Here is a 12,874-nt window from a genome sequence, read left to right as displayed (position 1 = left end):
CACCCCGGTTACATCGGCGATAAGTTAAGGAAGAAACGCTGCAGCCAGCCCATATTCTGCGCTTCGTTGATGTAGCCGTTGCCGACGTACTCGATGCGCGCGTCCGCCACCTGGGTGGAAGGTACGCTGTTGCTGCCGCTGATGGTGCGTGGGTTCACGACACCGGAGAAGCGGATGAACTCAGTGCCCTGGTTGATGGCGATCTGTTTTTCACCCACAACATGTAAATTGCCATTGATCAGCACCTGATCGACGGTCACGGTCAACGTGCCGCTAAAGGTGTTACTGGCGTTGGCGCCGCCTTTGCCCCCGAAGGAGTTGCTGCCTGAGGCACCCAGATCGGCACGAGCATTGCCAAACAGACCTTCGAGATAACGCGGTGTGGTGTCTACGCCAAAACTGGCTTTACCATCACGACTGGCGTTGGCCGACGAGCTCTTACTGGCGCTCACGTTTTCCTGCAGTACGATAGTCAGCGTATCGCCAATGTTGCGCGGACGACGATCTTCAAACAGCGGCTGATAGCCGTAGTTAATCGGCTGCGCGGTCTGATAAATCGAGCCATTGACGACCGGAATGGGGCCGGGCATCGGTTGAGCTGTCGTTGCCCCCTGCACCAGCGGTGTAGAAGGGACCCAGGCACACCCGGTCAGGGTTAATGCCACTAAAGCCATTATCGGGTAGCTGCGGACGGCGTATTTTTGCATTGCATTCATCTTCGAGATCAGGGTTCCGGTGCGGCGGTTACCGCACCGGATAACGCCTTAGAGTTGCGTCAGTTTTTGCAGCATCTGATCGGTGGTCGATACTGCTTTACTGTTAATTTCGTAAGCGCGCTGAACCTGGATCATATTCACCAGCTCTTCCGCGACGTTTACGTTTGAAGTTTCCACAAATCCCTGGTAGAGCAAACCTGCACCGTTCAGGCCAGGCGTGGTGCCGTTTGGCGCGCCGGAGGACTGGGTTTCGGTGTAGAGGTTCTCACCAATGCTCTCAAGCCCGGTGTCGTTCATAAAGGTGGTGAGGTTTAACTGGCCAACCTGCACCGGTGCTGCCGCGCCCTGCTGCGTCACGCTGACCACACCATCGCGACCGATGGTGATGCCCAGGCTGTTCGCCGGGATGGTGATAGCCGGTTGCACCTGGAAGCCGCCCGCCGTTACCAGCTGACCGTTCTGATCCACCTGGAAAGAGCCGTCGCGGGTGTAAGCAGAGGTGCCGTCCGGCAGCAGAACTTCGAAGAAGCCCTGGCCTTTAATGGCGACATCTTTGCTGTTGTTGGTCTGAGACAGGTTGCCCTGGCTGTGCAGACGCTCGGTGGCGACCGGACGCACACCGGTACCGATCTGCAGACCGGAAGGCAGCGTCGTCTGTTCAGAAGATTGCGCGCCTGGCTGGCGGATCGTCTGGTACATCAAATCTTCAAATACCGCACGCTGACGCTTAAAACCATTGGTGCTGACGTTCGCCAGGTTGTTGGCGATGACATCCATATTGGTTTGTTGGGCGTCGAGGCCGGTTTTCGCGATCCATAATGAACTGATCATATGTAGTCCTGTTTATTAGCTCATTGACAGCAATTGGTTAGCACGCTGCTCGTTTTCATCGACGCTGCTGATGATCTTCATCTGCATTTCGAAACGGCGCGCGCTGGCGATCATATCGGTCATCGACTCGACTGGTTTCACGTTACTGCCTTCCAGTACGCCAGACTGCACGCGAATGGAGGGATCAGGCTGCAACGTTGCGCCACGGGTCGCCTGTGCGCTCTGGCTCAGACGGAAAAGACCGTCATCACCGCGCACCACTTCACGCGGCTCTGCTTTTACCAGCTTCAGCTTGCCGACAGGCGCGATGGTATTCGCCGCGTCGCCGGGGTTGAGCGCTGAAATCGTACCGTCAGCGGCGATAGTGACCTGCGCCCCTTCCGGTACAGCGATCGGACCGCCTTCGCCAATCACTGGATGGCCCTGAATCGTCAACTGACCGGTCGGGCTCACCTGGATATTGCCGTTACGGGTGTAACCTTCCGAGCCGTCCGCCGTTTGCACTGCCAGCCAACCATCCTGCTGCAACGCCACATCAAGCGGGCGTGAGGTGTAGTCCAGTTGACCCGGCGTCATATCGGCGCCAGGCGTGGAGGCCACCACCAGCGTGCGGGTAGGCAGGGAAAGCCCTTCTACCGGCACCGCGCGCAGCGCGTTCAGCTGGGCACGAAAGCCCGGTGTGGAAGCATTCGCGAGGTTGCTGGCGGTGACAGCCTGCTGATTCAGCGTCTGGCTGGCTGCGCCCATCGCGGTATATATTGCGTGATCCATTAAGCCGTCCCGTCAGTCGATTAACGCAGGTTAACCAGCGTGTTAAGGATCTGATCCTGGGTTTTGATGGTCTGCGCGTTCGACTGATAGTTACGCTGCGCGACGATCATGTTGACCAGTTCTTTACTCAGATCCACGTTTGAGGCTTCCAGCGCGCCGTTGGTCAGCTTGCCGAAGTTACCGGTACCGGCGGTGCCGAGCAGCGCAACACCAGAGGAGTTGGTAGCGGACCAGACGTTGTCACCCTGAGACTGCAGGCCTTCGTTGTTGGCGAAGTTCGCCAGCACGATTTGACCCAGCAGCTGCGACTGTTCGTTGGAGTAGCTACCGACCACGGTGCCGTCATCGTTAATGGCGTAGCTAACCAGTGAACCCGGCGCGTAACCGTTCTGGTTGATAGCCACCACACCGCTGGTACCGGTGTTCTGCTGCATTGAGTTCAGGAAGCTCAGGCTAAAGGTGCTGGCGGCAGAGCCGTTCAGGCTAGCCAGGTTGATATCGATCTGCGGCTGAGCGTTAGCGGTCGCTGACAGGTTCCAGGTACGCGGAGAGGTCGCCGGAGAGACTTCGGTGTAGTTGTTGACCGCAGAGAGCGTACCGTTGCTGGTAAAGGTCATCTGCGCGGCTTTCTGGTAAGAAGAGCCCGCTACGCTGGAGTCCTGGGTGTAGACATCCCATTTGTTGGCGCTGTTTTTGACGTAGTAAACGTCAACGGCGTGGGAGTTACCCAGGCTGTCATAGGTGGTGACAGTGCCTTTTTTGTTGTAAGAGTCTGAGTTCGTCGGATCGAACGGCGTAACCGTCGGGGTGGAGTCCGTTGAGTTCAGGTTCATCTGCATCGCCGCCGTGGTGGTAGCTTTCGCCGCCATCAGGGTGTTCGGGATGGTGATGGCAGACGGGTTCGCGCCGCTCTGTACCGCAGGCGGGGTGCCGGCTACCGGGAAACCGGTCACCTGCATACCCTGCATGTTAACCAGGTTGCGGTTTTCGTCGAGTTTGAACTGACCGTTACGGCTGTAGTAAACAGAGCCGTTGCTGTCGGTCACACGGAAGAAACCGTTACCGCTCAGCGCGACGTCGAGGCCACGACCAGTGTTGGTGGTGGTGCCGTCAGCGAAGTCCTGGGTAATACCAGCCACTTTAACGCCGAGACCTACTTTAGAACCGGCAAACATATCGGCGAAGGACGCAGATCCGGATTTAAAGCCATAGGTGGCGGAGTTGGCAATGTTGTTACCAATGACATCGAGGTTGGTGGCCGCAGCATTCAGGCCGCTGACCGCTTGTGAAAAGGCCATGACTTACTCCTGATAAGTATGAAGGCTTTAAATAATCTGTCGTACTTCGTCGAGTGTGGTACTTCCATAAGTACCTAAATCCAGTGTGCTTCCCTTGTCACCGCGGGTCACACCCTGTACCAACGCAAACTGCAGCGGCTGTGCAACCAGCTGAGTTGCGCCGGAGCTGGCCGCAATAGAGACCGTATATGAGCCATCCGGTGCTACGCTGCCATCTGTCATTTTGCCGTCCCAACTGAAGGTGTGGACGCCAGCTTTCAGACCGCCGAGTTCAATAGTCCGCACCGGTGCACCACTCTTATCGCTCACGATGGCGGTCACTTTGTCGGCAGTCTGCGTCAGTTCTACGCCAAACGGCGTGGATGTTCCTTTACCCACCAGCACGGTCTGTCCCGGGATCATTACGCCGTGACCAATCAGGGTGCTCGCCTGCAGCGACTGATTGTTATCAAGCTGTCCGGAGATGGAGCCGAGGGTGGTATTCAGTTTCTCAATCCCGCTTACGGTGCTGATCTGCGCCAGCTGCGTGGTCAGCTCGTTGTTCTGCAGCGGGTTGGTCGGATCCTGGTTCTTTAACTGCGCAACCAGCAGCGTCAAAAAGCTGCCCTGAAGGTCGGATGCGCTGTTAGTGCCGGTAGTCGTGGTACCGGACGTTTTACTGGTCGTCGAGACGCCGTTGTTAATCGGGTCGTTAATATTCACGCTGATAGACATACGGGGCCCCTTTACTGACCGAGAGTGAGCGTTTTGAGCATCATGCTCTTCACGGTGTTCAGCACTTCAACGTTCGCCTGGTAGCTGCGCGACGCGGACATGCTGTTGACCATTTCGCCCACGACATCGACGTTAGGCATTTTTACGTAGCCGCTTGCATCAGCCAGCGGGTTACCGGGTTCATACACCAGCTTGTCCGGTGCCTGGCTTTCAATCACATCCGCCACTTTTACGCCGCCCGTTGCCTGGCCCGGTGCTGCATCGACCTGAAAGACAACCTGTTTAGCGCGATACGGCTGACCATCGGGTCCGGTTACGCTGTCGGCGTTCGCCAGGTTACTGGCGGCAACGTTCATACGTTTGGACTGTGCGGTCAGCGCGGAGCCTGCGACATCAAAGATATTCAGTAATGCCATTTAATTAGTTCCCCTGTTGCAGAACACTCATCATGCTTTTGATCTGCCCGCCCAGCACGGTCAACCCGGTCTGGTATTTGACGCTGTTGTCGGCGAACTGGGTACGTTCACGATCCATATCGACGGTGTTGCCATCCAGCGATGGTTGATCGGGAATGCGATAGAGCAGATCGGTAGACGGGCCGGTCATCGCCTGCGCCGGAATGTGGCGCGAAGAGGTGAGAGCCAGCGAGACACCGCTGCCTTCAGCCCGACCGCGCTCCATCACTTTTTTTAATTCACTGGAAAAATCCATATCGCGCGCCTGAAACCCTGGGGTGTCGGCGTTAGCAATATTTGCTGCCAGAATCTCCTGGCGCTGGGCGCTCAGGTTTAGCGCTTCCTGTTGAAAGCGCAGTGCGGCATCAAGTTTATCGAGCATGGCTCCCTCACTGATGACAATTATTTAGCCAACAGCTTAAATCGCCCCTTGCAAACTTATCGTTGGAATAAGGGCAAAATGCGTCGCTATTTTTTGCGTTGATAGATTTGCAATGCGGTTAAAATCTCCTCATCTGGTTCAACAGGTATGTTTTGCGATGAAGACGTTGAAAGGCGGTGTAGCCGCAATCATGTTGTTATTAAGCCCCTTTTCTCAGGCAGCGGATCTGCAGGCGCAACTGACGTCGCTTTTCGCCCAGCGTCTGGCTGGCTTTAGCGATGAGGTGGTGGTAAACATTCGCACCCCGCAAAGCCAGCTACCGGCGTGCGACCAGCCCACCCTGAGCGTGGTGGGCGGCGCGAAGCTGTGGGGCAATATGAATGTGATGGCGAACTGCGCGGGCACGAAACGCTTTGTGCAGGTCGAAGTCCAGGCGACGGGCAATTATGTTGTGGCGGTGCAGCCTGTTGCGCGCGGCGCGACATTGCAGGCCGGGAGCGTGGCGTTACAGCGCGGCCGCCTCGATCAGCTGCCGCCAAGAACCATGCTCGATATTAATATGGCGCAGGACGCGGTAAGTCTGCGCGATCTGGCACCAGGCCAGGCAATTCAGCTCTCAATGGTGCGTCAGGCATGGCGGATTAAAGCCGGCCAGCGCGTCCAGGTTGTGGCGTCGGGAGATGGCTTTAGTGTGAACAGCGAAGGTCAGGCGATGAACAATGCGGCAGTGGCGCAAAATGCGCGGGTTCGCATGGCTTCAGGGCAGATAGTGAGTGGTACGGTTAATCCTGATGGGAATATTCTTATTAACCTATAAATTACTTAAAGAACTAATGCTATCTGCCGATAAGTTAGTAAGACTGAAGAAATCTGGCCCGAAACGCCGCGAACCTCAATGAGGAAACACTATGAGCATCGATCGTACCTCTTCCCTGAAGCCGGTTAACACCGTTCAACAGCGTGAGACTAACGAAACCCAGACGCAGAAAACGCGCCAGGAAACTGCCGCGACGGCAAACAGCACCAACGTCACGCTCAGCGGTTCGCAAACCAAGCTGATGCAGGCGGGCGCTAACGACATCAATATGGAACGCGTGGAGAAACTGAAAACCGCGATTCGTAATGGTGAACTCAAAATGGACACCGGCAAAATTGCTGATGCCCTGATTAACGAAGCGAAGAGTTACTTACAGAGTAAATAACCGTATGAATCGACTGTCAGATATTCTTGATCAAATGACAGTTATCCTGAGCGCTCTGAAAGACGTGATGGATACTGAGCAAAAACAGCTTTCCGTTGGCCATCTCAATGGCAGCGCGCTACAGCGCATTACGGAGGAGAAAAGCTCCTTGCTCGCGACGCTGGACTACCTTGAGCAGCAGCGTCGTGCCGAACAGAAAACGCAACAAAACGCCAGTGGCGATGTTGCTAATCGCTGGCAGATCATCACGCAGAAAACGCAGCATTTACGCGACCTCAACCAGCACAACGGCTGGCTGCTGGAGGGGCAGATCGCGCGCAACCAGCAGGCGCTGGAAGTCCTGAAACCACATCAGGAACCGAGCCTCTACGGTGCGAATGGTTATGCCTCATCCGCCAATCGCGGCGGCAAGAAAATCGCGATTTAGTTCGACGACAGTTTGAGCACGCCGTCGTAAACAGGCCAGGGTCTCCCCTGGCTTTTTGCGTTGCTTTTTTTTATATCGTGCGGCGGGCGAACTCTTTCACTTTAAACCCGAGCAGCGCAAGGGTAACAAAGTAAGCAACAATACCTGCCCCCACTACCAGCATCAGGCGCAGCAAGCGGTACGGCATCGTTCCTGTCGCCCAGTCCGGCATCACATACAGCATCCCCACCAGCGCGGCGGCCATCACCACTACGGCAATCACCAGACGCAGCAGAAAACGGCTCCAGCCCGGCTGCGGGGTGAAAATATTCTGTTTACGCAGTTGCCAGTAGAGCAGGCTGGCATTGAGACAGGCCGCCAGACCAATCGACAGCGACAGCCCGGCGTGCTTCAGCGGGCCAATAAAAGCCAGGTTCATCACCTGGGTCATCAGCAGCGTCACAATGGCGATTTTGACCGGCGTTTTAATGTCCTGGCGTGAATAGAAACCTGGCGCCAGCACCTTCACCACGATCAACCCCATCAACCCGACCGAGTAGGCGATAAGCGCCCGCTGGGTCATGGCCGCATCAAAAGCGGTGAATTTGCCGTATTGGAAGAGCGAAACGGTCAATGGCTTGGCGAGAATGCCGAGCGCCACGGCACTTGGCAGAGCCAGCAGGAAACAGAGACGCAGGCCCCAGTCCATCAGGCGGCAATACTCCTCCTGATTGCCACTGGAGAAGCTTTTCGACAGCGACGGCAGCAGGATCGTCCCGAGCGCCACGCCCAGCACGCCGGAGGGGAACTCCATTAAGCGGTCAGCGTAATACATCCACGACACAGAGCCGGAGACGAGGAACGAGGCGAAAATGGTGTTGATGATAAGTGAGATTTGGCTGACGGAGACGCCGAGGATCGCCGGCCCCATCTGCTTCACCACCCGCATCGCGCCCGCATCGCGCAGGTTGATGCGCGGCAGCACCAGCATGCCAATCTTCTTCAGATGCGGCAGTTGATAGACCAGTTGCAGCACGCCGCCGACGGTCACCGCCCAGGCCAGCGCCAGCACCGGCGGATGGAAGTAAGGCGCGGCAAACAGCGCAAAGCCAATCATGCTGACATTGAGAAAGGTGGGCGCAAACGCCGGTACCGAGAAGCGGTTCCAGGTGTTGAGGATCGCCCCCGCCAGCGACGCCAGCGAGATCAGCAGAATATAGGGAAAGGTGATGCGCAGCAGCTGCGAGGTGAGGTTAAATTTATCCGCCGTATCGGCAAACCCTGGCGCAGTAACGAGGATCACCCAGGGGGCCGCGAGCATCCCGGCAACGGTGACAATCGCCAGCGCAATCGTCAGCAAGCCCGAAACATAGGCGACAAAGACGCGGGTGGCATCTTCACCCTGTTTGCTTTTGTACTCGGCGAGGATCGGCACAAAGGCCTGGGAAAACGCGCCCTCGGCAAAAATACGCCGTAACAGATTAGGCAGTTTAAACGCAACAAAGAAGGCGTCCGTCGCCATCCCTGCGCCAAACACCCGTGCCACAATGGCATCGCGCGCAAAGCCCAGCACGCGGGAAAACATTGTCATGGAGCTGACTGCCGCCAGCGATTTGAGTAGGTTCATTCTGGTTTCCATAAGACACAACGCCTGCAATGCAGGCGTTGGGATACAGCGAAGCGCTTAGTCTACAGGGAAAAAAGCGAATTACTATCGCCCGCGTTGCCCCGCCTTATTCACTCATCGCCTCGCGCCAGAGCTTCTCCACCACGCGCTGCGCAAGGATCGCCTGCTCGCCCGCGGTTTCCGGAACCGTCTGATTTTGCACACACTCGATAAAGTGGCGCGCGCAACCGGCAAAACCGCGCTGCTCCAGCACGCTCTGCCAGCCGGGAATGGGGCGCGCAATAATCCCCTGCCCGCGCTCTTCGCGCCATTCGCGCATATCGGTAATATCCACCAGCCCGCCGTCGGTCACCGCCTGCACCCACTCGCGCTGGCTGCCCGCCCGCCGGTGCATACTGGTGGTGATTTGCAGCGTGTCGGCGCTGAAGTGGTGCTCGGCATAGAGCATTGCGCCGTCGTCGGTGGTTTGCAGTATGCCGCTCTGGATCTGCACGCGTCCGCCCGCCAGCCATAGCGCGGTGTCGACCACATGAAGATAGTCATCAAGCAGCGTAAAGCGCAGATCGTGCGGCCCGACGCTGTCGGCGCGGTGTTTATCCATGCGCAGCGACGCCGCCTGCGGCATCTGCTGTTTTAACTCGCGGTAGAGCGGCGAGAAGCGGCGGTTAAAGCCGACCATCAGCGTCAATTTTTTGCGCGCCGCCAGCTCGACTAAGCGCTCGGCATCTTTCAGATTTTCCGCCAGCGGCTTATCGACGCAGACATGCACGCCAAGGTTGAGCAGCTCGCTCACCACCGCATAGTGCGAAGCGGTTGAAGTGTGAACAAAAACCGCATCGCACTGCGCCGCCAGCGCCGCCAGCGAATCCGCATAAGGGATGCGCCAGGTTTCACATACCCGCAGGGCTTTGTCCCGCGTCGGCGACCAGGCCGCCGCCAGCGTCCACTCCGTTGCCGCGCCGAGCACCGGCAACCAGGCTTTCTGCGCGATACCGCCCAGCCCTACTACACCAATCCGTAATGTCGTCACGCTTAATCCCCTAAATGTGCCAGCAGCGAATCGAGACGCTGCTTCAGTTCCGCGACTTCACTCTCCAGCGCCTCAACGCGCGCCTCGAGACTCTGCTCAGTTGGCGCGACGGCTTCGACCACATTGATCAGCGTCTGCATATCGCCACTGAAGAGATGCATATAGCGGCTTTCGCGCTTGCCCGGCTCGCGCGGCAGACGCACGACATAGGGGCCATCGTCACGGTTTGCCAACTGCTCAAGGGCGTTTTCCACCTCGGCCATATCGGCAAAACGGTGCATGCGTTCCGCGCGTCCACGCAGTTCGCCCGGCGTTTGCGGCCCGCGCAGCAACAGCGTGGCGATTAGCGCCACCTCTGCCGGACTTAACTTCAGATCGCCAAATTCAGAGTTGCAGAAGCGCTGCTCATATTTGGTCACCCGGTTGCCAAAACCGCTGACGGTGCGCAGGTAGTGGCGCTTTACCAGCTCATCAAGCACATCCTGAACCTCGTGCTCGCTCAGGTTCATCACCGGCTCGCGGTTGGTTTTCTGATTACAGGCCGTCACTACGCCGTTGATGGAGAGCGGATACTGCTCCGGCGTAGTGACCTGCTTCTCCAGCAGGCAGCCGATAACCCGCGCCTCGATGGCGGTGAGTTGATACTTCATCTCTGCTCCTTAGCGTCCCGGAGTCCACTCCTGGGCGGTTAATGCGGTAAGGACGTGGTCGCGCCACTGCCCATCGATCAATAAATAGGATTTGGCATAGCCCTCTTTTTCAAACCCGAGCCTCGCCAGCAAATCGCCGCTGCGTTTATTGTGCGGCATATAGTTGGCCATTATGCGGTGCATATGTTGCGTGCGCTGCATATAGCGAATGGCGGATGTCAGGGCTTCAAACATCAACCCTTGCCCCTGCCACTTCTGGCCGATGGAGTAGCCGAGATAACAGGCGTGAAACGAGCCGCGCACCACGTTGGAGAAATTGGCGACGCCGACGATCTCTTTCTCTTCAGGATCGAGCAGGGCAAAGTAAAAAGCAGAGCCCTGTTTATGGAACTCATTGATCATCCCCAGACGTGCCTGCCAGCCGGAAGGGTAACAGTGGCTCTCATCGCGAACGGGCTCCCAGGGTTTTAAAAACTGGCGATTTTCCGCGTAATAATCCGCAAGCCGCCACGCATCGCGCTCGTGAACCAGGCGCACCACTAATCTGTCTGTTACCAAGCGTACTTTCGGCACATTACTGCGATAGCCAAACATGTTTACCACTCCTTCGTTTCGCGGCTTTTTTTACCCCTTCTCTTTACTATACCTTTGCTCTGCGACTCTGTGAAAACAGCAACATGGCATTTTCTGCGCCGCGCCCCCTTTTCGATGAAAAGTCTCAATCAAACGCCCGCCTTGATAAAAAAATATTGTCGCGGTGAATGTGTGAAAACGGTTGCCGAAGCCGCAGAATAGAGGCGTCACCTTTTTCTGATTTCCCGGAGGGGAAATGGCGCGCATCTCGCAGGCAAGGAGCCTGGGTAAATATTTCCTGCTGGTCGATAATTTTTTGGTGGTGCTCGGTTTTTTTGTTGTCTTCCCCCTGATTTCCATTCGTTTCGTTGATCAACTTGGCTGGGCCGCGCTGATGGTCGGGATCGCGCTCGGCCTGCGTCAGTTTATTCAGCAGGGGTTAGGCATGTTTGGCGGCGCCATCGCCGACCGCTTTGGCGCAAAACCGCTGATTGTCACCGGCATGCTGATGCGCGCGGCAGGCTTTGCGGCGATGGGAATGGCGAATGAACCGTGGGTGCTGTGGCTCTCCTGTATCCTTTCCGGTCTTGGCGGCACGCTGTTCGACCCGCCGCGTTCGGCGCTGGTGGTCAAACTGGTGCGTCCGCGCCAGCGCGGTCGCTTCTTCTCGCTACTGATGATGCAGGATAGCGCCGGGGCGGTTATCGGCGCGCTGCTCGGCAGCTGGCTGCTGCAGTATGATTTCCGTCTGGTGTGCGCCGCCGGGGCGCTGATGTTTATCCTCTGCGCGGGCTTTAACGCCTGGCTGCTGCCAGCGTGGAAGCTCTCAACGGTGAAAACGCCGGTGCGCGAAGGCTTAGCCCGTGTGCTGCGTGACAAGAAATTCGTCACCTATGTTTTAACCTTAAGCGGTTACTACATGCTGGCTGTGCAGGTGATGCTGATGTTGCCGATTATGGTCAACGACGTTGCCGGATCGCCGACGCCGGTCAAATGGATGTACGCCATTGAGGCCTGTCTCTCGCTGACGCTGCTCTACCCGATTGCGCGCTGGAGCGAAAAGCGCTTTCGCCTTGAGCAGCGCCTGATGTTCGGCCTGGTGGTGATGTCATTCAGCCTCTTTCCGATGGGCATGGTCGGCTCGCTGCAACAGCTTTTTACACTTATCTGCACCTTCTATATCGGCTCGATTATCGCCGAACCGGCGCGGGAAACCCTGAGCGCGCAGCTGGCCGATGCGCGGGCGCGCGGCAGTTATATGGGCTTTAGCCGCTTAGGTCTGGCCTTTGGCGGCGCGCTTGGCTACGCGGGCGGCGGCTGGCTGTTTGACGCCGGGAAAGCCTTTCGCCAGCCGGAGTTACCGTGGATGATGCTCGGCGTGATTGGGCTTATCACCTCCCTTGCGCTGCTGTGGCAGTTTGCCCCCCGCCGCGTGCAGCCGCCGATGCTCGAACCCGGCGCCTGATTTGCGCCACCTCTACCTCTCTTCCATACTGATTAGTGATGGATAAACCAGTATGGAGGAGAAACGTGAAACTCTACATTTACGATCACTGCCCTTTCTGTGTAAAAGCCCGCATGATTTTCGGCCTTAAGAATCTCCCGGTTGAACTCCATGTCCTGCAAAGCGATGACGAAGCGACGCCGACCCGCATGATTGGTCAAAAGATGGCGCCGATCCTGCAAAAAGATGACAGCCGCTACCTGCCCGAAAGCCTCGATATTGTTCACTACGTTGATAAGCTCGACGGTCAACCGCTACTGACCGGCTCGCGCAATCCGAAGATCGAAGAGTGGCTGCGTAAGGTGAATGGCTACGTCAATAAGCTGCTGATCCCACGCTTCGCGCAGGCCCCCTTTGACGAATTTTCCACCCCGCAGGCGCGCGCCTACTTCACCGCCAAAAAAGAGGCGGCGATTGGCGATTTCGCCGATCACCTCTCCCACTCTGCCGGGCTGGTGAAGAATATCAGCGACGATCTGCGCGCGCTGGAGAAGCACATCGTGCAGCCGAATGCCGTCAACGGCGAGCTGTCGGAAGATGATATTCACCTCTTCCCGCTGCTGCGTAACCTGACAATTGTCAGCGGCATTACCTGGCCGACCCGCGTCGCCGATTACCGCGACAACATGGCGAAACAGACTCAGGTTAACCTCCTCTCTTCCATGGCTATCTAAGCCGTTCATGGCGGAAGCGACCGGCTTCCGCCCCTTCTTTA

16 protein-coding genes are annotated in these 12,874 nt (G+C 57.2%); 5 read left to right on the top strand and 11 right to left on the bottom strand.

Annotation, left to right across the window (positions count from 1 at the left end; all coding sequences use genetic code 11):
• Positions 1–8: 8 nt before the first annotated feature.
• The 7 genes from ACWPW2_RS07195 to flgB are packed head-to-tail and all read right to left on the bottom strand — an operon-like array spanning position 9 to position 5,167.
• A complete protein-coding gene (locus tag ACWPW2_RS07195; protein ID WP_023481882.1) occupies positions 9–707 on the bottom strand; it encodes a flagellar basal body L-ring protein FlgH in 699 nt (232 codons plus the stop codon).
• A gap of 57 nt (positions 708–764) precedes the next feature.
• Positions 765–1,547, bottom strand: a complete 783-nt coding sequence (gene flgG, locus ACWPW2_RS07190) for a flagellar basal-body rod protein FlgG (protein ID WP_023481502.1) — start codon at positions 1,545–1,547, stop codon at positions 765–767.
• Between the two features lie 15 nt (positions 1,548–1,562).
• Complete coding sequence (locus tag ACWPW2_RS07185; RefSeq protein ID WP_023481416.1) at positions 1,563–2,318, bottom strand: flagellar basal body rod protein FlgF; 756 nt, start codon at positions 2,316–2,318, stop codon at positions 1,563–1,565.
• 20 nt (positions 2,319–2,338) lie between these two features.
• Positions 2,339–3,616: a flagellar hook protein FlgE gene (flgE, locus tag ACWPW2_RS07180; protein WP_454122098.1), complete on the bottom strand. Its 1,278-nt coding sequence runs from the start codon at positions 3,614–3,616 to the stop codon at positions 2,339–2,341.
• Between the two features lie 27 nt (positions 3,617–3,643).
• Positions 3,644–4,330 (bottom strand): flagellar hook assembly protein FlgD, encoded by a 687-nt coding sequence (gene flgD / locus ACWPW2_RS07175; protein ID WP_454122096.1) that lies wholly within the window; start codon positions 4,328–4,330, stop codon positions 3,644–3,646.
• An 11-nt stretch (positions 4,331–4,341) separates the two neighbouring features.
• The gene (flgC, locus tag ACWPW2_RS07170) at positions 4,342–4,746 is read right to left on the bottom strand and encodes a flagellar basal body rod protein FlgC (protein WP_023481372.1); all 405 of its coding nucleotides are present in this window, start codon (positions 4,744–4,746) and stop codon (positions 4,342–4,344) included.
• 4 nt (positions 4,747–4,750) lie between these two features.
• Positions 4,751–5,167, bottom strand: a complete 417-nt coding sequence (flgB, locus tag ACWPW2_RS07165; protein WP_023481616.1) for a flagellar basal body rod protein FlgB — start codon at positions 5,165–5,167, stop codon at positions 4,751–4,753.
• Positions 5,168–5,324: 157 nt separating this feature from the next.
• On the opposite strand from flgB, the gene flgA reads away from it, so the two are divergent.
• From flgA to flgN, 3 genes are all read left to right on the top strand, one after another.
• A complete protein-coding gene (gene flgA / locus ACWPW2_RS07160; protein ID WP_454122093.1) occupies positions 5,325–5,984 on the top strand; it encodes a flagellar basal body P-ring formation chaperone FlgA in 660 nt (219 codons plus the stop codon).
• A gap of 91 nt (positions 5,985–6,075) precedes the next feature.
• Positions 6,076–6,369, top strand: coding sequence for a flagellar biosynthesis anti-sigma factor FlgM (gene flgM / locus ACWPW2_RS07155; RefSeq protein ID WP_023481467.1), 294 nt, complete (start codon positions 6,076–6,078; stop codon positions 6,367–6,369).
• 4 nt (positions 6,370–6,373) lie between these two features.
• Positions 6,374–6,796 carry a flagella biosynthesis chaperone FlgN gene (gene flgN / locus ACWPW2_RS07150; RefSeq protein ID WP_023481860.1) on the top strand — a complete coding sequence of 141 codons (423 nt, stop codon included), beginning with the start codon at positions 6,374–6,376 and terminating at the stop codon, positions 6,794–6,796.
• A gap of 70 nt (positions 6,797–6,866) precedes the next feature.
• Here flgN and murJ read toward each other — a convergent pair whose 3' ends face one another.
• The 4 genes from murJ to rimJ form a co-directional block, all read right to left on the bottom strand.
• The gene (gene murJ / locus ACWPW2_RS07145; RefSeq protein ID WP_454122090.1) at positions 6,867–8,402 is read right to left on the bottom strand and encodes a murein biosynthesis integral membrane protein MurJ; all 1,536 of its coding nucleotides are present in this window, start codon (positions 8,400–8,402) and stop codon (positions 6,867–6,869) included.
• 106 nt (positions 8,403–8,508) lie between these two features.
• A complete protein-coding gene (locus ACWPW2_RS07140; RefSeq protein WP_454122088.1) occupies positions 8,509–9,432 on the bottom strand; it encodes a Gfo/Idh/MocA family protein in 924 nt (307 codons plus the stop codon).
• Positions 9,433–9,434: 2 nt separating this feature from the next.
• Positions 9,435–10,082 (bottom strand): YceH family protein, encoded by a 648-nt coding sequence (locus tag ACWPW2_RS07135; RefSeq protein WP_454122086.1) that lies wholly within the window; start codon positions 10,080–10,082, stop codon positions 9,435–9,437.
• A 9-nt stretch (positions 10,083–10,091) separates the two neighbouring features.
• Entirely contained in the window at positions 10,092–10,676 is a 585-nt protein-coding gene (gene rimJ, locus ACWPW2_RS07130) for a ribosomal protein S5-alanine N-acetyltransferase (RefSeq protein WP_076769679.1), read from the bottom strand.
• 235 nt (positions 10,677–10,911) lie between these two features.
• Here rimJ and mdtH point away from each other — a divergent pair, with 235 nt between their 5' ends.
• Both mdtH and grxB read left to right on the top strand, forming a co-directional pair.
• On the top strand, positions 10,912–12,120 hold the full coding sequence (gene mdtH, locus ACWPW2_RS07125; protein ID WP_454122084.1) for a multidrug efflux MFS transporter MdtH: 1,209 nt from the start codon (positions 10,912–10,914) through the stop codon (positions 12,118–12,120).
• A gap of 65 nt (positions 12,121–12,185) precedes the next feature.
• The gene (gene grxB, locus ACWPW2_RS07120) at positions 12,186–12,833 is read left to right on the top strand and encodes a glutaredoxin 2 (protein ID WP_023481875.1); all 648 of its coding nucleotides are present in this window, start codon (positions 12,186–12,188) and stop codon (positions 12,831–12,833) included.
• Positions 12,834–12,874: the final 41 nt, after the last annotated feature.

This window comes from Kosakonia sp. Marseille-Q7440 (assembly GCF_965119485.1).
This window is presented reverse-complemented; position numbering and strand designations above follow the sequence as displayed.

Coding starts and splice junctions, on each gene's coding strand:
- ACWPW2_RS07195 (WP_023481882.1), bottom strand. CDS start 707: ATGCAAAAATACGCCGTCCGCAGCTACCCGATAATGGCTTTAGTGGCA.
- flgG (WP_023481502.1), bottom strand. CDS start 1,547: ATGATCAGTTCATTATGGATCGCGAAAACCGGCCTCGACGCCCAACAA.
- ACWPW2_RS07185 (WP_023481416.1), bottom strand. CDS start 2,318: ATGGATCACGCAATATATACCGCGATGGGCGCAGCCAGCCAGACGCTG.
- flgE (WP_454122098.1), bottom strand. CDS start 3,616: ATGGCCTTTTCACAAGCGGTCAGCGGCCTGAATGCTGCGGCCACCAAC.
- flgD (WP_454122096.1), bottom strand. CDS start 4,330: ATGTCTATCAGCGTGAATATTAACGACCCGATTAACAACGGCGTCTCG.
- flgC (WP_023481372.1), bottom strand. CDS start 4,746: ATGGCATTACTGAATATCTTTGATGTCGCAGGCTCCGCGCTGACCGCA.
- flgB (WP_023481616.1), bottom strand. CDS start 5,167: ATGCTCGATAAACTTGATGCCGCACTGCGCTTTCAACAGGAAGCGCTA.
- flgA (WP_454122093.1), top strand. CDS start 5,325: ATGAAGACGTTGAAAGGCGGTGTAGCCGCAATCATGTTGTTATTAAGC.
- flgM (WP_023481467.1), top strand. CDS start 6,076: ATGAGCATCGATCGTACCTCTTCCCTGAAGCCGGTTAACACCGTTCAA.
- flgN (WP_023481860.1), top strand. CDS start 6,374: ATGAATCGACTGTCAGATATTCTTGATCAAATGACAGTTATCCTGAGC.
- murJ (WP_454122090.1), bottom strand. CDS start 8,402: ATGAACCTACTCAAATCGCTGGCGGCAGTCAGCTCCATGACAATGTTT.
- ACWPW2_RS07135 (WP_454122086.1), bottom strand. CDS start 10,082: ATGAAGTATCAACTCACCGCCATCGAGGCGCGGGTTATCGGCTGCCTG.
- rimJ (WP_076769679.1), bottom strand. CDS start 10,676: ATGTTTGGCTATCGCAGTAATGTGCCGAAAGTACGCTTGGTAACAGAC.
- mdtH (WP_454122084.1), top strand. CDS start 10,912: ATGGCGCGCATCTCGCAGGCAAGGAGCCTGGGTAAATATTTCCTGCTG.